We start from the raw sequence: 20,936 nt of genomic DNA on the forward strand, positions 1-20,936 counted from the left end.
CTTTCGATTTCGCACGTTGCTCGCGACGTGTTCTGTCTCAGGAGTTGCCATGTCCCTGACCGCCTTCCTGCAGCGCGGCGCCACCCTGGTCGCCGCCTGCCTACTGCTCAGCGCCCCCCTCCACGCCGCCGAACGCACCCTCGAGGGCGCCTACGGCCCGGTCACGTTCAAGGGATCGCCCCAGCGCGTGGTTGCCCTCGGCGACAGCGCCCTGGACGCAGCGCTGTCACTGGGCATTCAGCCCCTCGGCACCCTGGCCAGCCGTGGCGGCAACGACGTGCCGGACTACCTCAAGGAACGCGCCGGCACCCTCGCCCTGGTCGGCAGCGTGCGCGAGCCGAACCTGGAAGCCGTGCTGCGCCTGCAGCCGGACCTGATCCTCGCCTCCAGCGACCTGTCCCGCGACCTGTACGCCAAGCTCAGCCTGATGGCCCCCACCGCCGTGCCCAAGGGCGGCAGCCTCGAAGACTGGCGCCAGGCCTATGCCTTCTACGCCCAGGCCCTGGACAAGGCCGAAGACGGCCAGCAGCGCATCGCCGAGATCGACGCCCGCGTCGCCGACCTGCGCCAGCGCCTGCCGCAGGGCCAGCACGCCAGCGTGGTGCGCTGGAACCCGCAAGGCCCCTTCATCATGTCCAGCCACCTGTTCGTCGGTCAGTTGCTCCAGGGCCTGGGCTTCACCGCCAACGAACTGGCCGCCGCCCAGACCAACAAGCCGCACAGCGACGTGCTGAGCCTGGAAAACCTGTCCCGTGTCGACGCCGACTGGATCTTCCTCGCCACCCTCAACCCGGACGGCCGCAAGGCCCTCGACGCCGCGCGCCAGCAGCCGGCATTCAAACGTCTGAAAGCCGTGGGCAACGACCGCGTGGTCAGCGTCGACGGGCAGATCTGGAGCAGCAGCTCCGGCTACCTCGCGGCCCAGCACATCCTCGATGATGTGGAGAAGGCCCTGCTGCACTGATGCCCGCCTCCCGCATGCCCCTCCCCCGGGCACTGGGTCTCGCGACCCTGTGCCTGTCGTCGTTATGCCTGCTCAGCCTGCTGCTGGGTGCCGGCGATGTCGGCATCTGGCCAAGCCTGCAGGCGCTGCTGGGCGGCGCGGACGACGACGCCCGTTTCGTGGTCCACGAACTGCGCTGGATGCGCACCGAACTGGCCCTGCTGGTCGGTCTGGCGCTGGGCTGCGCCGGCGTGCTGCTACAGGCGGTGACCCGCAACCCGCTGGCCGAACCGGGTCTGCTGGGGGTCAGTGCCGGCTCCTCGTTCGCCGTGGTACTGGCGATCAACCTGGGCGCCAGCGCCGCCACCCTGCACCTGGGCGTGGCCATGCTGGGTGCTCTGGTCGGCTGCGTGCTGGTCCTGGCGGTCACCCGCCTGCGCGGCGTCGGCGATGACCCGGTGCGCCTGGTGCTGGCCGGCGCGGCGTTCTCCGGCATTCTTGGCGCCCTGAGCAGCATGCTGTTGCTGTGGGACCAGCGCACCGCCGACGAAATGCGTTTCTGGGTGATCGGCGCCCTCGCCGGCCGCCCGACCGACACCCTGAGCTGGGCGTTGCCCGGGCTGCTGCTCGGCCTGCTGATCGCCCTGCCGCTGATTCGTCCGCTGTCAGCTCTGGCCCTCGGTGAACGCGTGGCCAGCGGCCTGGGCCATCACCCGCAATTGACCCGCCTCGGCACCCTGCTGGCGGTGTCCCTGCTGGTCGGTACGGCCACTGCCGCGGCGGGCCCAATCGGCTTCATCGGCCTGATCGTGCCCTACATCGCCCGGCGCCTGGTGGGCTCGGACATCCGCCGCACCCTGGTCCTGAGCATGCTACTCGGCCCCTGCGTGCTGCTGTTCGCCGACGTACTCTCGCGCCTGTTGGTGAGCCCCTATGAATTGCCGGTGGGGGTGGTGACCGCCTTCGTCGGCGCGCCCATCCTTATCGCCGTGGTGAGAAATCACCGCCTGCCGACGCTGTGACATGAACGTTTCCCCCCTGCTCCACGCCCCCACCGGCTATCGCCTGCTGCGCCTGGGTGACTACAGCCTGTTGTTGCATGCACGCAGCAGCCTGATCGCGCTGCTGTTGAGCCTGATCCTGCTGCTCAGTGGCGCCTGGATACTCGCCGCCGGCGACGACACCCTGAATGCCTGGAGCGCCCTGGCCGCTGCCCTTGGCCACGGCGAACCAATGCAGGTGTTCCTGATCCAGGAATTGCGGCTGCCGCGGCTGATCGCCGGCCTGCTCAGCGGCGCTGCACTCGGTGCCGCCGGTTGCCTGCTGCAGACATTGGCGCGCAACCGCCTGGCCACACCGGGGGTGATTGGCATCGACGACGGTGCCACGGCCTTTGCCGTCGCCTCCATCGTGGCCGTGCCGACCAGCCTGGCGCCGTCGGTTCTGGCGCTGTCCGGCGCCGCCACCGCCGCCGTGCTGACCTTCGCCCTCGCCGCCGGCGGTGGTGCGCGGGGCTACCGCTTCATCGTGGTCGGCATCGCCATCGGTGCGCTGTTCGGCGCCCTGACCAACCTGATGCTGGCGCGCAGCGATATCGACGCCGCCAACGCCGCCTATCCCTGGACCGTCGGCAGCCTCAACGCCCGCCCCGCCGATGCGGTGCTGCTGCTCGGCATCGGCCTGGCGCTGGGCCTGCCGCTGGCCAAGTTGCTGGTGCGGGCGCTGAGCCTGATGCGTTTCTCCGACAGCGTGGCCATCGGCCTTGGCGTGCGCCTGCAACTGATGCGCCTGCTGACCCTGGGCCTGTGCGTGTGGCTCACCGCGCTGGCCGTGGCGGTGGTCGGCCCGGTGGGCCTGATCGCCCTCGCCGCCCCGGAAATGGCCCGCCACCTGTGCGCCCGCCACGGCGTGCCGGTGCTCAACGCCGCGCTGTCCGGGGCGCTGATGATGATCGTCGCCGACTGGCTGGGCCGCACCCTGCTGGCGCCCACGGAAATTCCCGTGGGGATCATCGCCGCCATCGTCGGCGGCCCTTACCTGCTGTGGATCCTGCTGCGCCAGTCGCCCCGGAGTTCGACATGACCTCGCTACCCTCGCTGCTCACCGAAGGCGCCCGTGCCGATGTGCGCCTCGAAGCCCGCGCCCTGAGCATGGGCTACGGCCAGACCCGCATCATCGAGCACCTCGACCTGCTGATCCCCAGCGGCCAGGTCACCGCCATCGTCGGCCCCAACGGCTGCGGCAAATCCACCCTGCTCGCCGGCCTCTCGCGCCTGCACAAACCCAGCGCCGGTGCGGTGCTGCTCGACGGCAAGGCAATCAGCAGCCTGCCGTCGCGCGACGTGGCGCGCCAACTGGCCCTGCTGCCGCAGGACGCCAGCGCCCCGGATGGCCTGACCGTGGCCGAACTGATCCGCTTCGGCCGCCAGCCGCACCAGAGCCTGCTGCGCCAGTGGAGCGAACAGGACCAGGCCATCGTCGATGCGGCCGTGGAAGCCGCCGACCTCAAGGCGCTGGTCGACCGCCCGCTGGATTCCATGTCCGGTGGCCAGCGCCAGCGCGCCTGGATCGCCATGGCCATCGCCCAGGCCACCCCGCTGCTGCTGCTCGACGAACCGACCTCGGCCCTGGACCTCGGCCACCAGATCGAAGTGTTCGAACTGATCCGCCAACTGGCCGCCGCCGGCAAGACCATCGTCATGGTGGTGCACGACCTGTCCAGCGCCTGCCGCTACGCCGACCACCTGGTGGCCATGCACAACGGCCGCATCATCGCCGAAGGCGCCCCCGCCGAGATCGTCACCCCCGAACTGGTCGAACAGCTCTACGGCGTGCGCTGCACCCTGCTGCGCGACCCCGAGAGCGGCACGCCGGTGATCGCCGGGGTGAAGAAGTTCTAGGCGGTCAACGGCTGTGGCTTCAGCTAGCCCTTCACTTCCCGCGCCACGAAACGCTGCGCTGGCGCGACGATCTGCTCCTGTGCCGCCACCAGCGGCAGATCGCGCGCCGCTTCGGGCGTCTGCTCGACCAACGCATAAAGCGTTGCGGTAGCCAGTTCCAGCGCCTGCGGCAGAGCCTGGCCAGCGAGCAGGCGGCCCAGCAGCGTGGCGGAGAACACATCGCCCATGCCATTGGGCAACGGGTGCAAGGTCAGCCGTGGCGTGGTCACCAGCCAGGCGCCCTCACCGCTGACCGCCAGAGTGCCCAGCTCGTCATCAGCGATATCCGGCGTGGCCAAGCTGGTGATCACCACGGTATCCGGGCCACGACCACGCAACTGACGAGCAATCTTCACCGCCTCGGACAAGTTAGCCGGCTTGGAACCGGTGAGCAGTTCGAACTCGAACTGGTTGGGCGTGATGATGTTGGCGAAGGGAATCGCCTGGTCACGCAGGAAATCAGGAATGGCCGCATTGACGAACACGCCACGCCCCACATCGCCCATCACCGGATCGCACAGGTAGCGCAACGCTGGGTTGTGCTGGCGAATCTCCCCTACCGCCTCAAGGATCACCCGTCCGCTGTCGGCATCGCCCAGGTAACCGGACAGCACCGCTGACAGGCGCTGCAGCACGCCGCGCTCACGCAGCCCGTGCAATACCTCGCGCACATGCTCGGCACCGAACACCTGGCCACGGAACTGGCCATAGCCAGTATGGTTGGAGAACTGCACGGTATGGATCGGCAGCACCTCGAAACCGAGGCGTTGCAGGGGAAAAACCGCAGCGGCATTGCCGACATGTCCCCAGGCAACGTGCGACTGGATGGACAGAACGAGGGGCGGCAGCGTGGCGCTCATGGCGATCCTGACGGTGACGGAACAAGAAGACGGGGATTATTCGCCAAGCTGCCAAGCCATGCCAACATCTTGAGTGCCACTACTCATGGCACCTGCATCACCAAATGCCAACGTGCCTGGTCCGCCCCACCCGGTCTGCACGCACACCTGCGCCGAGGCGCAGGCCGCTGCGAGCCGCGCAAGAAGAAATGCTGCTGGCAGAGACGCGCGACTACCGCGCCTATCGAAAAAAAGCACAGACGATGACGCCCTTCTGCGTTTTCGCATCGGCTTCACAGCGCAGATGGCGAGCCGAGCAGCACGCTTGCCCCCTCACAACCGGAAGCAGTCGTTCAGTCCAGTGACGTGGCCTGGGAGGCGTTGGCCGGCGTGAGCAATAGGTAAAGCGCAGGCACGACGATCAGCGCGAGAACCGAAACGGACACCAGGCCGAAAATGATCACCAGCGTCAGCGGCCGGTAGAACGCACTGCTGACCGCCAGGGGCACCAGCCCGACGATGGTGGTTACCGCCGTGGTCAGCAAAGGTCGCAGGCGGCGTGCCGAGCCGGCCGCCGCAGCCTCGGCGATGGCCATACCCTCCTTCAGATAGCCGTTCATGGTGTCGACCATGATGATGCCGTTGTTGATGGCGATGCCGATCAGCGACACCAGGCCGATCATGGCGAAGAAGGAAAAGGTGATGTCGAAGGCCCAGAACCCCAACGCAGAACCGATGACGGCCAGCGGCATGGTGGCGAAGATGATGAACGCCTGGCGGAAGCTGTTGAACACGATCACCAGCACGCCAACGATCAGCACCACTGCGATGAGCAGCGCGATCAGTGCCGAGGAAAAGGTCTCGGCCGTATCAGCCGACTCACCACCGATCACTGCCCGATAGCCGTCCGGCCAGCCTTCCTGCAGCTCGTTCAGTCGCGGAGCGAGTTCGGCCATGATTTCCCCGACCGTGCGCCCTTCGTTCTTGGCCATCACGGTCAGCGCCCGCTCGCCATTGTTGTGGGAGATGGCGATGGCCGCTTCCGACTGGATCGGCGTAAGCAACTGGTTCAACGCGATCGAGCTGCCATCCTCCTTGAAAGCGCGCACCCGCGACAGTTCCTCGGTGTTGTGCGGCCCGCCTGCCTCGCCGGGCCGGCTGGGCCACTCGGTGCCCAGGCGGATGTCGATGTCATCGGTATCGCTGGCGGTAAGGAAGGTGCCGACGACGTCGGAACTGAAGGCAATCCGGATCTGCGACGCCAGGTCATCATGGCCAATACCGAAGAAATTCGCCGCCTCGCGGTCCGGGCGTAGCGCCAGTTGCGGCTTGAGCATGCCGATGTTGTCGCGCACATCCACCACGCCCTCGACGCTGGCCAGCGACGACTGCATCTGGCGCGAGAGCACCAGCAGTTCGTCCATGTCCGCGCCGATCAGCTGGATCTCGATCGGGTCGCCAGCACTCGGGCCACTGGCCTCCGGCACCACCAGCAGTTGCGCTGCCGCCACATTGGCTTGCAGATACTCGCTCAACTCGTGGCGCAGCTCTTCGGCCAGCACGTAGGAGTCGGCCTCGCGCTCGGCGCGCGGCAGGAAGATCGCCGAGAAGCCCAGGTAGTTTTCCGCCTCGCTGGGCTGCAGCGCCGCAGCCATCGAGCCACCGGCGAACGGGCTCTTGAGACCGACCAGCTTGACCACGCTCTGGAAGTACGGCTTGCCGCGCAGGATTTCCCCCACGTCGTCAGCGACCTGCTGCGCGGAGGCCAATTGAGCCGTGGGCGGCAGCTCGATGTTGATCCCCAGGCGTTCGCCATCGGCAGGCGGGAACAGTTCGATCCGCGCCTGGGTGAAGGCCAGCATCGCCACCATGAACAAGCCGATGGCCGCCAGCACCCACAGCCATGCCTGGCGTCGCGTACGCACCACCCAGCGCGCGTTCCAGCCCTCCAGCGCATTGACCGCGCGGCCAGTGATGCGATCGGAAAACCCCTGTTGCTGCGGGTTGTCGGGCTTGCGCTGGCCACCGAGCAACGCGCGCGACAGCGGCAGCGAGCAGAGCATCGCAACGATGAAGGAGATGACCAGGCAGACCACCGCCGTGGCGGGCAGCACGCGGATGAACTCACCCACCGTGCCACCGATGGACATCAGCGGCGCCAGCGCAAGGATGGTCGTCAGCTGCGCGGCAAACGCCGGCATCGCGTAGCGCTTGACCGTCGCCAGCACGCCCTGACCGAAAGTCTTGCCCTGCACGTAGATTTCATCGTGCAAGCCCTCCATGAGGATGATGAAGACGTCGATGATCATCACCAGGGCGATTACCATGCCGATCACCACCAGTTCATTGAGCGAATAGCCCATGACCAGGATGGCCAGCAATACCCCGGCAAAGGTGATGGGCACCGACAATCCGGCCACCACGGCCTCGCGCCAGGCGATGGTCAGCAGCAGGATGGCGAAGACGATGGCCATGGTCTGCAGAGCGCTGACGAACACCTCGGCGAGCGAGTCCCAGATCTGCCCCGCCTCGTCCTGGGTGATGGTGTACTCCAGGCCTGAGGGCCAGCCGCCACCGCGTTCCATATCCGCCAGGGTGCTGCGCAACCGCTCCACGAGGTTGACGGTGTCGGCGCCGGGCGACTTGCGCACCGATATTTCCAGCGAAGGCTCGTACCCGGCGCCCCGGTCAGCGAAGAAGGCCCGGCTCGTTTCGGTTTCCTGCATGCGGTTGACCGTGGCCACCTCGTCCAGCCGCACGGCGCGCCCGGCACCGCCACTGCCCAGGCGCGCAATCGGCAGCGCGCGCAGGTCGGCCACATCGCGGAAGCGCCCTTCCAGACGGACCACCGCGCCAATACTGTCGCTGCGAATCTCACCGAAGGGCTGCTCGATATTCGCCTGCTGCACGGCACTGCGTACCGCCGCCGGCGAGAGGCCGAGGGCCAGCAGGCGTTCGGGACGCAGCAGGATCTGCACGATCTCTTCGCGCTCGCCACCGATATCCACCTCGTTGACCCCGGCCACTCGCTCGAGCGTGTCACGAATGCGCCGCGCCTGGTCATTCATCGTCGCCGAGCCAGCGGCACCATGCAGGGTGAAGGTGAAGATCGGCCGGTCATCCACCGAAGCCTGGGCAATGGTCGGCCGCTCGACGTCCTCGGGCAACTCGGCTTCGGCGTCAGCGACGGCAGCACGCAAGCGAGTCATGGCATCCAGCGGATCGGCCGAAGCCTCGAATTCGACGGAGATGATCGAGAAGGAATCGAACGAGGCGCTGTCGACACGACGCACGCCCTGCAAGGTGGTCACCTCGTCCTCGATGACATCGGTGACCTGCTCCTCCATGGTGCGCGGATCGGCGCCTGGCCATTCGCTGGTGATGGTGGCCTGGGGAATGTTCAGATCAGGCAGGGATTCCTTCACTAGTTGCGTATAGGCCATCAGCCCGCCCAGCAGCAGCGTGGTGACCAGCAGGATTCCGAAAATCGGCTGCAGGAAGAAGAACCGCGCCAAGGGATGGGCGTTGCGCACCTCTGCGCTTTCCGCTGGCGCCCCGGCATCAGCCAGGCGCTGCTCGTCGACACCCTTCATGGAGCCTCTCCGGCGCCGCCAATGATGCGCACCTGCTGGCCGTCATTAAGGGCTGCGCGGCCGTCCGTCACGACCCGTTCGCCCTCCTCCAGGCCAGAGGTGACAGCTCGGTACTCGCCCGACTGCTGGCCCAGCTCCACCCGCCGCTCGCTGACCTTGTCGCCACCCTCCTCGACCACAAACACGAACGCCTGGTCGTTGCGAAAGCGCAGCGCCTCCAGGGGAACGACCAGGGCATCCTCGACCGCAGGCTCGGCGATCCATACTGCAACGAACTCGCCGTCCTGCAGGCCGGTTTCGTTGCCATGGGTGTGCACGATCACCTCGAAGGTGCGCGTTTCAGGGTCCAGCGAGGGGCTGATGGCGTAAACCTGCCCCTCCACCCGCGAGCGGTTCGCCAGCGGGTCGACATCCTGGCCACCCACCGACACGTTCTCGCCAATCACCGCCTTGGCGCCATCGGCAATCTGTCGGTAGTTGTAGGATGGCAGGTCGACCCTGACCTCGAAGCGGTCGGGATCGATAACCATGGCGGGCACGGTGCGCAAGGCGTTCTGCTCGGTATCGGTCTGTACGGTGCTGGGCATGAAGTAACGCCCCTTCTCGACATTGAGGCGCGCCAGCACCCCATCGATGGGCGATACCAGGCGCGATTCGTCGACACTCAGCTGCGCCTGCGCGAGTTCGGCACGAGCGTTGTCACGCACGGCCCGGGCCTGCTGCACCTGCACCTGCGCTTCGTCGAGTTCCTGGCGGGAGGCGGAGCGCTGTTCGATCAGGTTCTCGTAGCGTTTCTCGGTCACCTCGGCGAGCTTGAGACTCGCTTGCGCCTCGGCAAGCGAAGCCCTGGCAGCCTGCAGGTCGGCCGTCACCCGCTCGGGCGCCTGATTGGCTATCAGTTGGCCGGCCTTGACCGGCATGCCGACGCGCAGCTCTTCATCGACATGGGACACCACGCCCTGCTGGGTGAAGGTCAGGAATTCGCGTTGCCGCGAACGGGCAGTCCCCTGGCTGTACACCCAGGCCTGCAGCTCGCGCCGCTGCGCAGCCTCCACCTTGACACTGGTGGCGCGCTGGGCACTGGTTTTCGCCTGCGAATCATCCTGCGGCTCCTCGGACGGCGAGCCGCCACAGGCTGCCAGGCCGAGCAGCGCAGCGAGGGCAAGGGAGTAGCGACAGAATCGGGTCATGGCGTACGTGCTCATCAGGGTGCGTCCGGTTCGGCAGCAGGCAACGCATCCTCGAAACCGCCGCCCAGCGCCAGGTGCAGGGCAATTCGGTTCTCCAGGCGGGCATGCCGCGCGGTGATCTGTGCGCTGCGCCCATCGAGCGCGCGCTGCTGGCTTTCCAGCACGTTTAGGAAGGGATCGATGCCCTGCAGGTAGCGGTTGAGCGAAACGGTCACCGCCGCCTCTGCCGAGCTGGCCGAGGCGTCCAGGGCCGACTCGCGGCGCGCCAGCAAGGTGTCCACGGCCAGCGCACTCTCCACTTCAGAAAGCGCTACCAATGCGGTCTCGGCATAAGCGTTCAGCGCCTCGTCGCGCTGGCTTTCGGCGATATCCACCTGTGCCACCAGACGACCGCCCTGGAACACCGGCTGCAAGGCCCTGCCGGCGATGGACCAGATCAGGTTGCCGTTGCTGAACAGCTCGGCGAACTCGCTGCCGGCATAACCCGCCGAACCGGTCAGCGACAACGACGGCAGGAAGGAACGCTCGGCGGCGCCCAACTGATAACCGGCGCTGAGCAGGCCCAGTTCGGCCGCCCGGACATCAGGGCGGCGGGCGAGCAGATCGGCAGGTACGCCACTGGCGGGCGCAAGCGGCACGGCGGGCAGCGACGCGGCGGTCTCGACCTGTCCCGATGGGTAATCGCCCATCAGCACCTGCAGCTGGCGCAGGCTGCGGGCCAGGGCCTCACGGCGCTGTTCCAGCCCTGCGCGCGCCGACTCCAGGTTGGCCTCGGCCAGCATGCTGTCCGCCGGCGAGGTGATGCCGACCTCGACACGGTTATTAATCTGCCGGGCCATCTCGGCCAGGGCTTCGGTCGTGCGTTCGGAGAGTTCGACCTGAGCGTGGGCATGTACGATCTCGAAGTACAGTTGCACCGCTTCGGCCGCTACCGACTGGCGCATGCCCCGCAACTGCTCGGCACTGGCCAGGTAATCGGCGCGTGCCGACGCCGTCAGCGCCGAAAGGCGCCCCCACATGTCCAGTTCCCAGCTGACATCCAGCGCGACGTCGTAGTTGTTGCTGATCACCGGGGCCGTACCGCCGCCCATCAGATCGGGCATACCCTGCCGCTGCCGGGCCGCCCCGGCACCGATGCCCACCTGCGGCAACTGGTCGGCCCGGTTCAGCCGCACCTGGGCCTCGGCCATGCGCGAACGTGCGAGCGCCTGGGCCAGGCCAGGATTTCTCTGCAGTGCGATGTCGACGAAGGCATCGAGCCGCTCATCAGCGAACTCCCGCCACCACAGGTCGGCCGGCGCAATTGCGCCAGCGGGCTGCGCTACGAAGGTATTCGGCAGGTCGAAAGGCAGGTGCGCGGGCTCGGGGGTAACACTGGCACAGGCCCCCAGCAGGGCGGCAAGCACGAGCGGCAGGCAATGAGCTCGCTTCATCGACGTTCCCCCCCGGCAAAGAGCATCAGCAGCATCTCCCGGTGGGCACGACGAATACCGGCTACCTCCTGCTCGGCCAGTTCCGAGCCGACCAGCAGGTAGGCCAGCATGGCTATCAGCGCCGGGGCGGTGGTCAGGGAGAAGTTGCGCGACACGGCATTGTCCGGAATCACGCCGCGCTCGACGCACTCGTCGATCTCCGCCTGGCGCCGCTGGGCATGGGGCAGGAAGATGCACGCGTGCCAGTTGCGCAGCCTCTCGGGCGAGCGCCCGCTCTCGGTGATCAGCAGGCGGAAGATGGCCCTGGTCTGCGGGTCGCCGATAGCGGCATAGACGCGATCGAGAAACCGGTCGACGACCTGCTCCAGCGTAGCGCCCTCCTCCCACTGCCACTGGCCCTGGGTCGAGGTGGAGAAGATGGTTTCCCGCAGCAACGCTTCGAAGATCGCGTCCTTGCTCTCGAAGTGGGCGTACAGCCCCGCCTTGGTCAGACCGACACGCCGGGCGATGCGCTCCACGGTCGCGCCCTCGAATCCCAGGGCGCTGAACTCGACCAGGGCGGCATCGAGAATTTGCTGGCGTCGCGCCCCGGCGCTCAAGCGCACGCGCTTGCGCGTCACAGCGGATTCGGCGGGAGCGTTCTGCGACGTCATAGGCCCATGGGCTCCTGGCAGTGGACGAAGGGAAACGACGCTAACATACAAACGGTAGTTAAATTCCCACCCCTCTGTTACGAAGTTTTACTCGCCCATTCCAAAACAGCATGCCTGTGCCCCGTCCATCAACAGGGGATTGGCGATACGATCACGACCGCTGCCATATGACTGCCGTCTCAGCTATGCGACAATTATGCGGCTTCGCCCAGCAACCGGGTTCAACTGCCTGGCCCATCCCTGCGCCACGACGGCGCGCCTCTCGGCACGGGCACCGACAGCAAGTCGAGCCGGCCGAGGCAGCCACATTGCAAGTCACTGATAGGTAACCCCTTGATTTCCACCGCTAATATCACGATGCAGTTCGGCGCCAAGCCGCTGTTCGAGAACGTTTCCGTCAAGTTCAACAACGGCAACCGCTACGGCCTGATCGGCGCCAACGGTTGCGGCAAGTCGACCTTCATGAAGATCCTCGGCGGCGATCTGGAGCCTTCCGCCGGTCAGGTGATGCTCGAGCCGAACGTGCGCTTGGGCAAGCTGCGCCAGGACCAGTTCGCCTACGAAGAATTCAACGTGATCGACACCGTGATCATGGGTCACGAAGAGCTGTGGAAGGTCAAGGCCGAGCGTGACCGTATCTATTCGCTGCCGGAAATGAGTGAAGAAGACGGCATGAAGGTCGGCGAGCTCGAAGGCGAGTTCGCCGAGATGGATGGCTACACCGCCGAATCCCGCGCGGGCGAGCTGCTGCTTGGCCTGGGCATTCCGCTGGAACAGCATTTCGGACCGATGAGCGAAGTCGCCCCTGGCTGGAAGCTGCGTGTGCTGCTGGCGCAGGCGCTGTTCTCCGATCCGGATGTGCTGCTGCTCGACGAGCCGACCAACCACCTGGACATCAACACCATCCGCTGGCTGGAAAACATCCTCACGGCGCGTAACAGCACCATGATCATCATTTCCCACGACCGTCACTTCCTGAACTCGGTCTGCACCCACATGGCCGACCTGGACTACGGCGAGCTGCGCCTGTTCCCGGGCAACTACGACGAGTACATGACCGCGGCGACCCAGTCCCGCGAGCAGCTGCTGGCCGACAACGCCAAGAAGAAAGCGCAGATCGCCGAGCTGCAGACCTTCGTCAGCCGCTTCTCGGCCAACGCCTCGAAAGCCAAGCAGGCCACCAGCCGCGCCAAGCAGATCGACAAGATCCAGCTGGCCGAGGTCAAGCCGTCGAGCCGCGTCAGCCCGTTCATTCGCTTCGAGCAGACCAAGAAGCTGCACCGCCAGGCCGTGACCATCGAGAAGGTGTCCAAGGCCTTCGACGACAAGGTGCTGTTCAAGAACTTCAGTTTCACCGTCGAAGCCGGCGAGCGCGTGGCGATCATCGGCCCCAACGGCATCGGCAAGACCACCCTGCTGCGCACCCTGGTGGGTGAAATGGCGCCGGACGCCGGCAGCGTGAAGTGGACCGAGAGCGCCGATGTCGGCTACTACGCCCAGGACCATGCCCACGATTTCGAGGACGATGTCAGCCTGTTCGACTGGATGGCCCAATGGACCACCGGCGAGCAGGTGATACGCGGCACCCTCGGCCGCATGCTGTTCTCCAACGACGAGATCCTCAAGTCGGTCAAGGTGATCTCCGGGGGTGAACAGGGCCGCATGCTGTTCGGCAAGCTGATCCTGCAGAAGCCCAACGTGCTGGTAATGGACGAACCGACCAACCACCTGGACATGGAATCCATCGAGGCGCTCAACCTGGCGCTGGAGAACTACCCGGGCACGCTGATCTTCGTCAGCCACGACCGCGAGTTCGTCGGCTCCCTGGCCACCCGCATCATCGAACTGTCGGACAACGGCGTGACCGACTTCAGCGGCACCTACGACGATTACCTGCGCAGCCAGGGCATCATCGTCTGACCTGCTGATTGATTGGCGACATGAAAAAGCCCGCTCGATGAGCGGGCTTTTTTGTGGGCGCCAGGTGCGATCAGGCGGTGACGAACAGGTCGCGGATCTGCGCCTGGGCGCCGCCGATGGCGTTGGCACGCGGCTCTTCGCCGTAGGCCAGGCCCTCGGCCCGTACGATTTCGATGTCGGTGATGCCCAGGAAGCCCAGCATGAACTTCAGGTATTCTTCGTGGGCCTGGCCGCTGGGCTGCCCGGCGTGGATGCCGCCGGCGGTGGATACGATCACCACGGTCTTGCCGCCCGCCAGGCCTTTCGGGCCGTTCTCGTCGTAGGCGAAGGTCTTGCCGGCGACGGCGACACGGTCGATCCAGGCCTTGAGCTGGCTCGGGATGGCGAAGTTGTACATCGGTGCGCCGATGACGATGGCGTCGGCAGCCAGGAATTCGTTCAGGGTCGCCTCGGCCAGGGCGATCTCATGCTTCTGCGCGGCATCGCGCAGCTCGGCCGGGGTACCGCCGGCCACCAGGCTGGCAGCGGACAGGTGGCTCAGCGCATCGGCGTCGAGGTCACGGTAAGTCACCTCGATGTCCGCCGAGGCCGCTTTCCAGGCGTCCACCACGGCGCGGCTGAGCTGACGCGAAGCAGAGGCTTCGCCGAGGATGCTGGAATCGAGGTGCAGTAGTTTCATATCGGTCTCCGGGAAAAGGGTCGCTGCTGAGCGGTCAAGATGGTGGAGATACTACCGATGAAAACAATCGCGTATTAGTCGCCGAAAATGCGATAGTTCGTCCCACTGACAGGACAATGACCATGCATGACCTCAATGATCTGTTCTATTTCGCCAAGGTGGTGGAAGCCGGCGGCTTCGCGGCGGCCGGGCGTTTGCTGGGTATTCCCAAGTCGCGCCTGTCGCGGCGTATCGCCGAACTGGAGGACCGCCTGGACGCGCGCCTGCTGCAACGCACCACGCGCAAGCTGGCACTGACCGACATCGGCGAACGCTACCTGCGCCATTGCCAGGCCATGCTGCTGGAGGCCGAGCAGGCCGAAGAAGCCGTGGCCACCCTGACCAGCGAGCCGCGCGGCCGCTTGCGTATCAGCGCCCCGGTGGGGATCGCGGCGCTGCCGGAACTGGTGTCCGGCTTTCTGGCGACCTACCCCCGGGTGCAGCTGGAACTGATGCAGACCAACCGCCGCGTGGACCTGCTCAACGAAGGCATCGACGTGGCCATGCGCGTGCGCAGTGCCGACGACGAAGACCCCAACCTGATCACCCGACGCCTGTCGCCGGCCCAGGGTTACCTGGTGGCGGCGCCCGCCCTGCTTGAGGGCCAGGCCATTCTGACGCCGCACGACCTGGGCAAGCTGCCGACCCTGGGCGCCCTGGAAACCGACCGCAAGGTGCACCTGCGCCTGGTGCACGACAGTGGGCATCAGCAGGAGGTGATCCTGGAAGCGCGGCTGGCCATCGAAGACTTCACCGTGCGCAAGCGCGCGGCCCTGGACGGGCTGGGTTTCAGCATGCTGCCGGCGCCCTTCTGCCGCGAGGAGCTGGACAACGGCCAACTGGTTCGCCTGCTGCCCGACTGGTCATTGCCCCCGGCCCACTTCCAGGCGGTGTACACCCACCGCCGCGGTATGCTGCCGGCGGTGCGCGCCTGGATCGAATACGTCAGCCAGGCCTCGCACGACTGGGAACAACCGATCTGATCCGGCGGTCATCCACCTGGCCGTCCCTTGAACACCACACCTTGGCGCACTTCAGATGAATCAACAGGATATCGCCGCGTTCTGCCTGCAACTGCCCGGGGCGCGGGAAGACTTCAAGTGGGGCAACAACCAGGTGTTCTCGATTGCCGAGAACAAGATGTTCGCCATCCTCAACTTCCTCGGCCATGACCTGGCCTTCAAGGTCGACCGCGACCTGTTCCTCGGTTACGTCGACCGACCGGGCATCCGCCCGGCGCCTTACCTGGCGCGCGCCCACTGGATCAGCATGAGCTGCACGAAACTGCCGATCGGCGATGACGAGCTGCGCCAGTTGCTGACCCGCTCCCATCAGTTGGTGGTGCAGAAGCTGTCCAAACGCAGGCAGGTCGGCCTGCTGCTGGATGACGATCAGATCGGCAGGTAGCGGCGCAGCAAGTCGCCCAGGAACGCGCCGTCGAGCAGCAGCCAGTCGATCCAGACCGCCTGGTGCAGCACGATAATGCCCCAGAACACCACCTGATACGTGGCCTTGCGGGTCTTGTGGCGGAAGCATTGCTGGGCCACCAGCGCGCCGGGCCAGCCACCCACCAGCTCCACCACATGCAGGGCCTTTTCCGGGGTGCGCCAGCGACCGTTCTGCGCGCTGGATTTGTCCTGCCAGTACTGCACGAAGCTGACCAGGCTGGCCACCGGGTAAGCCACCAGCACCCAGACGAAACCCGACGACACCAACAGCTGCAGGCCACCGAGCACCGGCAGGCAGCACAACGCGGCGAGGATCAGCAGTTTGCCGCCGATGTTGTGCACCGGGCCGCTGTCGTTGCGCGGTGCGCGGGCTTTCCTGGGTGCGGCCTTGCGTGCGGCAGGCCTGGCCGCAGCGGGTTTGTCGGCCTGGGGCCGGGGTTTGCGGCGGATGGCCGGACGGTCCAGAGCCAGCTCGCCGTCCAGGCGGATGTGTTCGGCGCGGGGCCGCCCCTGGGCGTCCTTGCCGGCGATGTACAGCACCTGGTCACCCGCTACCGGGCGACGGTCGCCGCGCATGGCCGAGATGTGGGCGAACAGCTCGGCGCCGCCGCGCTCCGGCTGAATGAAGCCGAAGCCCTTATCATCGTTCCAGCTGCGCAACACCCCACGTTGTTCCATCTGTGCCTGCTCGTGCGAAAAGGCCGCACTCTAGCCATTCAGGCGCAAAAGTGGCGCGCCATAAACGCCAGCAACAGGCGATTGACCTCGGCAGCCTGCTCGTTCTGCACCCAGTGCCCGCAGTCGCTTAGCAGATGCTGCTCCAGATGCGGCACACGCTTGGGCATCTGCTTCAGGGTGTAGGCCTCCAGGGTGCCGACCGGGTCCTTGTCGCCCAGCAGGAACAGCGCCGGCTGCTCGACATTCAGCGCGTCCAGCGGCTCGGTGCGCTGCCAGTTGCGCGCGAAGTTGCGGTACCAGTTCAGGGCCCCGTGGAAGCCGCGGCCGGTGAAGGTCTGCTTGTACACGGCAAAGGCCTCGGCATCGCACCAGGGTGGCAGCACGCCGGGGTCCTCCAGGCCGTCCAGCAGGCCAGCGCCAGCGGGCTTTTCCTGGAGGAAGAAATCCTTGGGCACGGCGGCCGAGGTGTTGTGCATCATCAGGCGCAAGGTGCGGGTGATGTCTGCGTCCATCTCCCGTTCGGCCACGCCGGGCTGCTGGAAATACAGCATGTAGTGGAAGCGGTCGGCGTAGTGCTGGCGCATGAAGTCGATCGGTGGCTGGCGCGGCCGCCCGCCATAGGGCACCGCCATGGCCGCCACCGCCCTCACCCGCTGCGGTTCGAGCAACGCCAGGTGCCAGGCCACCGGCGCGCCCCAGTCATGCCCGACCACACAGACGTGCTGCTGGCCAAGCTGGTCCATGGCGGCCTGGATGTCGGCGCAGAGCGTGATCAGGTCATAGGCCGCCGGGTCGGCCGGGGCGCTGCTCTGCCCATAGCCGCGCATCTCCGGGATCAGCACCCGGTAACCGGCCTCGGCCAGCGGCGCGATCTGCTGCCGCCAGGAGTGCCAGCACTCGGGGAAGCCATGCAGCAGCCACACCGGCGCCCCGTCCTCGGGCCCGGCCGCGTAAAGACTGAGAGTGATGCCATTGACGTCGAGCAAGCGGTGGTCGAGTGCGTGCATGGTGCCTCCTTGTCCGTGGCCCACTATGACAAAGGCGCACCCCGGGGTGCGCCTTTCATCACTGCGGCGAATACGGCCCTACGCCTCAACCGGCGGCGGTGCTCCAGTCGATCAGGTGCAGTTGCCAGGTGGCCAGGATCAACAGGCCGAAGCCGATCCGGTACCAGGCGAACACCGCGTAGCTGTGGTGGCCGATGAACTTGAGCAGGGCCCGCACGGCGATCATCGCGAAGATGAACGAGGTGACGAAGCCGATGGCGAACACCGGCAGGTCGGCGGGCTGGAACAGGTCCCGGTACTTGTAGCCGGAGTACACCGCGGCGCCGACCATGGTCGGCATCGCCAGGAAGAACGAGAACTCGGTGGCCGCCTTGCGCGACAGGCCGAACAGCAGGCCGCCGATGATCGTGGCGCCTGAACGCGAGGTGCCGGGAATCATCGCCAGGCACTGGGCGAAGCCGATTTTCAGGGCGTCGGTCCAGCGCATGTCATCCACGGTCTCGGCATGCACCAGGTGCTGACGGCGCTCGGCCCAGAGCATGATCACGCCACCGATCACCAGCGCGGTGGCCACGGTGATCGGGTTGAACAGGTATTCGTGGATCAGGTCGGCGAAGGCTACGCCCAGCACCAGGGCCGGGCAGAAGGCGATCAGCAGGTTGCCGGTGAAGCGCTGGGCCTGCTGCTCTTTCGGCAACCCGACCACGACCTCGAGGATTTTCCGGCGGTATTCCCAGACCACCGCCAGGATGGCCGCGAGCTGGATGATGATGTTGAAGGCGATGGCCCGTTCGCCACCAAAGCCGATGAGATCGGCAACGATAATCTGGTGCCCGGTGCTGGAAATCGGCAAAAACTCGGTGATGCCCTCGACAATACCCAGAATCAGCGCCTGTGCGCCTGCCCAAAGGTCCATCCAAACTCCTATAACGCGCTGACTGCTGCGCAAACTGCAAAATGAGTGGCCGGCCAGCCAGGCCAGCGACTCTCGGACTGAAAGCCTGCACCTTGGTTCCGGCCATGGAGAAAAAACCATGAGCACTCAGGTTTGCGGCGCAAGTGCCGAAATGCTATCAGAGAAGCAGGCTATAAAGCCGCTGCGCTGAATGACTCCGCGCCGCTAAAAAGAAAGACCAGTTGTTACGACGCCAGCCCAGCGTTCACGGGCCGGCGTAAACAGGTGGTCCCCTCCTCGCCCCGACCGCAATAACAATAACCGGGAGCAATCCGATCCATGAACAGTCTGCGTAGCCTTCCCATCAGCCGTCGCCTGTGGCTGATTCTTGCCGTTTCCGTCCTCATGCTGGTCAGCCTGGGCATCATCATGCTCAAGCAGGTGCACAGCGACCTGTACGCCGCCAAGGGCGAAAAGACCCAGCACGTGGTGCAGAGTGCCGTCGGCATTCTTACCTACTACCAGAAGCTGGAAGCCGCCGGCACCCTCACCCGGGAAGAGGCCCAGAAGCAGGCGATGGACGTGATCCGCGGCCTGCGCTATGCCGGCCAGGAGTATTTCTGGATCAACGACCAGACCCCCACCATGGTCATGCACCCGACCAATCCCAAGCTCGAAGGGCAAAACCTCTCCGGCTACAAGGACCCGGACGGCAAGCCGCTGTTCAACGAGATGGTGCGTATCACCAAGGCCCAGGGCGCTGGCCAGGTCGATTACCGCTGGCCCAAGCCGGGCTCCACTGACCCGGTACCGAAGATTTCCTACGTCGAGCTGTTCCAGCCCTGGGGCTGGATCCTCGGTTCGGGTGTGTACGTCGATGACGTGCAGGCCGAGTTCCGCAGCCAGGCGGTGAGCGCCTCGGCGATTGGCCTGGGCATCGCCGTGCTGCTGGCCCTGCTGGTGACCCTGATCGCCCGCAGCATCTCCCGCCCGCTGCAGGACGCGGTGAACGCCATGGCCAGCATCGCCAGCGGCGAAGGCGACCTGACCCGCAGCCTGGATGCCAATGGCCAGGACGAGCTGGGCGCGTTGGCGCGGCACTTCAACGCCTTCACCGACAAGCTGCGCCAGGTGATTCGCCAGTCCCTCGACTCGGCCGGGGCCCTGGACCAGGCGGCGCGCTCGCTGGGCGGCATCGCCGGCAACGCCCAGCAACACAGCCAGCAGCAGTCCCAGCAGATGGAGCTGGTGGCCACCGCGATCAACGAGGTCACCTATGGCGTGCAGGATGTGGCCAAGAACGCCGAACATGCCTCCAGCGAAGTGCACACTGCCGAGGAACAGGCGGCCCAGGGCCAGAAGAACATCGACGCCAGCCTGCGGCAGATCGGCCAGCTGTCCGGCACCATCGATCAGGCGGTCAGCGTCATCCAGACCCTGGCCCAGGAAAGCACCCAGATCGGCAGCGTGTTGGAGGTGATCCGCTCGATCGCCGAACAGACCAACCTGCTGGCTCTCAACGCCGCCATCGAAGCCGCCCGCGCTGGCGAACAGGGCCGCGGCTTTGCGGTGGTGGCCGACGAAGTTCGCCTGCTGGCGCAACGCACGCAGCAATCGACGGCCGAGATTCAGGGTATGATCGAGCGCCTGCAAGGCAACTCCGAAGCCGCGGTGAAAGTGATCAACGAAAGCAGCCGTGCCTCGCAACTGACCGTCGAGCAGGCCAGCCAGGCCGGTGAAAGCCTGACCCAGATCGCCCAGTCGCTGCGCAACCTGACGAGCCTGAACGCGTCCATCGCCAGTGCCACACTGCAGCAGTCCCATGTGGTCGAGGACATCAACCAGAACGTGACCCAGGCCGCCGGCCTGGCACACAACAACGCCATGGCGGCCGAGCAATCCAGCGACGCCAGCCAGCGGCTCGGGCAACTGGCCGAACAACTCAACCGGCTGTTGGGCCAATTCCGCGTCTAGAGGTAGCAGTCTGCATGAGCAGCATGGAACACCAGGAAATCGACCTCGCCCGGCCGCAGAACCAGGACCTGATTTGGGACCTGGACAGCATCGCCCGGCGCGAACTGGCGGAGCGCTTCATCAAGCTGTTCGAGAACCGCCTGTGCGTCTATTCCGAGTCCGTGCGCCAGCTCTACACCAACTACAACCTGCACTTCCCCAGTGACCTGGGGCGCAAGATGGTGGTGCTGCCCAACCCCTACGCCTTCCACGACACCCTGCACGGCATCGAGGCCCATGCCGTGCGCAAGACCGGCCTGTGCGTGCTGCCCGGCGCGGTGATGGGCAAGCCGGGCCTGCTGCTCGCCACCCAGGTTCGCGAAGGCGGCCCGGCGCCCCGCACCATGCCGTTCAAGCCGGCGCTGGCGCAGATCATCAGCAACCAGAAGAAGGTCGGCGACGTGTTCCTGCCGATCATGATGAAAGGCGATCTGCGCGAGTTCGACCAGCAGATGCCCTATATCCACCTGCACCGGCTGCAGGTGGCGCGCCTGACTCGCCTCTCCACCTTCGAGCGTGACGACATTCAGCAGACCATCACCCGCAAGCTGCTGATGCTCTACCGCCAGGCCGACAGCCTGGCCTGCTGAACCGCCCGCCGGACCAAGACCGCGCCCGGCGGAGCCGGTACAATCGCCGGCCATCCCGCCTGCCACACCGGAGTCCC

General features: G+C 66.1%; 18 protein-coding genes. 9 read left to right on the forward strand and 9 right to left on the reverse strand.

Annotated features, from left to right (window positions below):
• Window positions 1–49: 49 nt before the first annotated feature.
• The 4 genes from N5C28_RS23460 to N5C28_RS23475 are packed head-to-tail and all read left to right on the forward strand — an operon-like array spanning window position 50 to window position 3,843.
• Window positions 50–964, forward strand: coding sequence for an iron-siderophore ABC transporter substrate-binding protein (locus N5C28_RS23460; protein WP_279825864.1), 915 nt, complete (start codon window positions 50–52; stop codon window positions 962–964).
• Window positions 964–1,965 carry an iron ABC transporter permease gene (locus N5C28_RS23465; RefSeq protein ID WP_279825865.1) on the forward strand — a complete coding sequence of 334 codons (1,002 nt, stop codon included), beginning with the start codon at window positions 964–966 and terminating at the stop codon, window positions 1,963–1,965. The genes N5C28_RS23460 and N5C28_RS23465 overlap by 1 nt, the downstream gene beginning before the upstream one ends.
• Before the next feature lies 1 nt (window position 1,966).
• On the forward strand, window positions 1,967–3,025 hold the full coding sequence (locus tag N5C28_RS23470; RefSeq protein WP_279825867.1) for an iron ABC transporter permease: 1,059 nt from the start codon (window positions 1,967–1,969) through the stop codon (window positions 3,023–3,025).
• Entirely contained in the window at window positions 3,022–3,843 is an 822-nt protein-coding gene (locus tag N5C28_RS23475) for an ABC transporter ATP-binding protein (RefSeq protein ID WP_279825869.1), read from the forward strand. Before N5C28_RS23470 ends, N5C28_RS23475 begins: the two co-directional genes overlap by 4 nt.
• 23 nt (window positions 3,844–3,866) lie before the next feature.
• Here N5C28_RS23475 and pdxY read toward each other — a convergent pair whose 3' ends face one another.
• The 5 genes from pdxY to N5C28_RS23500 form a co-directional block, all read right to left on the reverse strand.
• Entirely contained in the window at window positions 3,867–4,742 is an 876-nt protein-coding gene (gene pdxY, locus N5C28_RS23480; protein WP_279825871.1) for a pyridoxal kinase PdxY, read from the reverse strand.
• A gap of 332 nt (window positions 4,743–5,074) precedes the next feature.
• On the reverse strand, window positions 5,075–8,314 hold the full coding sequence (locus tag N5C28_RS23485; protein WP_279825872.1) for an efflux RND transporter permease subunit: 3,240 nt from the start codon (window positions 8,312–8,314) through the stop codon (window positions 5,075–5,077).
• Window positions 8,311–9,504: an efflux RND transporter periplasmic adaptor subunit gene (locus tag N5C28_RS23490; RefSeq protein ID WP_279825874.1), complete on the reverse strand. Its 1,194-nt coding sequence runs from the start codon at window positions 9,502–9,504 to the stop codon at window positions 8,311–8,313. Before N5C28_RS23490 ends, N5C28_RS23485 begins: the two co-directional genes overlap by 4 nt.
• Window positions 9,505–9,518: 14 nt before the next feature.
• Window positions 9,519–10,937 (reverse strand): efflux transporter outer membrane subunit, encoded by a 1,419-nt coding sequence (locus tag N5C28_RS23495; RefSeq protein ID WP_279825876.1) that lies wholly within the window; start codon window positions 10,935–10,937, stop codon window positions 9,519–9,521.
• Window positions 10,934–11,590: a helix-turn-helix domain containing protein gene (locus N5C28_RS23500; RefSeq protein ID WP_279825878.1), complete on the reverse strand. Its 657-nt coding sequence runs from the start codon at window positions 11,588–11,590 to the stop codon at window positions 10,934–10,936. The genes N5C28_RS23495 and N5C28_RS23500 overlap by 4 nt, the downstream gene beginning before the upstream one ends.
• 333 nt (window positions 11,591–11,923) lie before the next feature.
• On the opposite strand from N5C28_RS23500, the gene N5C28_RS23505 reads away from it, so the two are divergent.
• On the forward strand, window positions 11,924–13,510 hold the full coding sequence (locus N5C28_RS23505; protein WP_279825880.1) for an ABC-F family ATPase: 1,587 nt from the start codon (window positions 11,924–11,926) through the stop codon (window positions 13,508–13,510).
• Between the two features lie 70 nt (window positions 13,511–13,580).
• Here the strand turns inward: N5C28_RS23505 and N5C28_RS23510 are convergent, their stop codons facing one another.
• Window positions 13,581–14,189: an FMN-dependent NADH-azoreductase gene (locus tag N5C28_RS23510; RefSeq protein WP_279825882.1), complete on the reverse strand. Its 609-nt coding sequence runs from the start codon at window positions 14,187–14,189 to the stop codon at window positions 13,581–13,583.
• Between the two features lie 122 nt (window positions 14,190–14,311).
• Here N5C28_RS23510 and N5C28_RS23515 point away from each other — a divergent pair, with 122 nt between their 5' ends.
• Together N5C28_RS23515 and N5C28_RS23520 are read left to right on the forward strand one after the other, a co-directional pair.
• On the forward strand, window positions 14,312–15,211 hold the full coding sequence (locus tag N5C28_RS23515) for a LysR substrate-binding domain-containing protein (protein WP_279825884.1): 900 nt from the start codon (window positions 14,312–14,314) through the stop codon (window positions 15,209–15,211).
• A gap of 55 nt (window positions 15,212–15,266) precedes the next feature.
• Window positions 15,267–15,635, forward strand: a complete 369-nt coding sequence (locus N5C28_RS23520) for an MmcQ/YjbR family DNA-binding protein (RefSeq protein ID WP_279825889.1) — start codon at window positions 15,267–15,269, stop codon at window positions 15,633–15,635.
• Here the strand turns inward: N5C28_RS23520 and N5C28_RS23525 are convergent.
• From N5C28_RS23525 to N5C28_RS23535, 3 genes are all read right to left on the reverse strand, one after another.
• The gene (locus N5C28_RS23525; RefSeq protein ID WP_279825891.1) at window positions 15,620–16,354 is read right to left on the reverse strand and encodes a DUF1294 domain-containing protein; all 735 of its coding nucleotides are present in this window, start codon (window positions 16,352–16,354) and stop codon (window positions 15,620–15,622) included. The two genes, N5C28_RS23520 and N5C28_RS23525, sit on opposite strands and share 16 nt — an antisense overlap.
• A gap of 38 nt (window positions 16,355–16,392) precedes the next feature.
• A complete protein-coding gene (locus N5C28_RS23530) occupies window positions 16,393–17,361 on the reverse strand; it encodes an alpha/beta hydrolase (RefSeq protein WP_279825893.1) in 969 nt (322 codons plus the stop codon).
• Window positions 17,362–17,446: 85 nt separating this feature from the next.
• Window positions 17,447–18,277, reverse strand: coding sequence for an undecaprenyl-diphosphate phosphatase (locus N5C28_RS23535; RefSeq protein ID WP_279825894.1), 831 nt, complete (start codon window positions 18,275–18,277; stop codon window positions 17,447–17,449).
• A 318-nt stretch (window positions 18,278–18,595) separates the two neighbouring features.
• On the opposite strand from N5C28_RS23535, the gene N5C28_RS23540 reads away from it, so the two are divergent.
• Together N5C28_RS23540 and N5C28_RS23545 are read left to right on the forward strand one after the other, a co-directional pair.
• A complete protein-coding gene (locus tag N5C28_RS23540) occupies window positions 18,596–20,230 on the forward strand; it encodes a methyl-accepting chemotaxis protein (RefSeq protein WP_279825896.1) in 1,635 nt (544 codons plus the stop codon).
• Between the two features lie 14 nt (window positions 20,231–20,244).
• Window positions 20,245–20,859 (forward strand): hypothetical protein, encoded by a 615-nt coding sequence (locus N5C28_RS23545; RefSeq protein ID WP_279825898.1) that lies wholly within the window; start codon window positions 20,245–20,247, stop codon window positions 20,857–20,859.
• Window positions 20,860–20,936 lie beyond the last annotated feature (77 nt).

Origin of the sequence: Pseudomonas sp. GD03944, from assembly GCF_029839275.1 — a bacterium.
In the GTDB taxonomy this organism is placed as follows: domain Bacteria; phylum Pseudomonadota; class Gammaproteobacteria; order Pseudomonadales; family Pseudomonadaceae; genus Aquipseudomonas.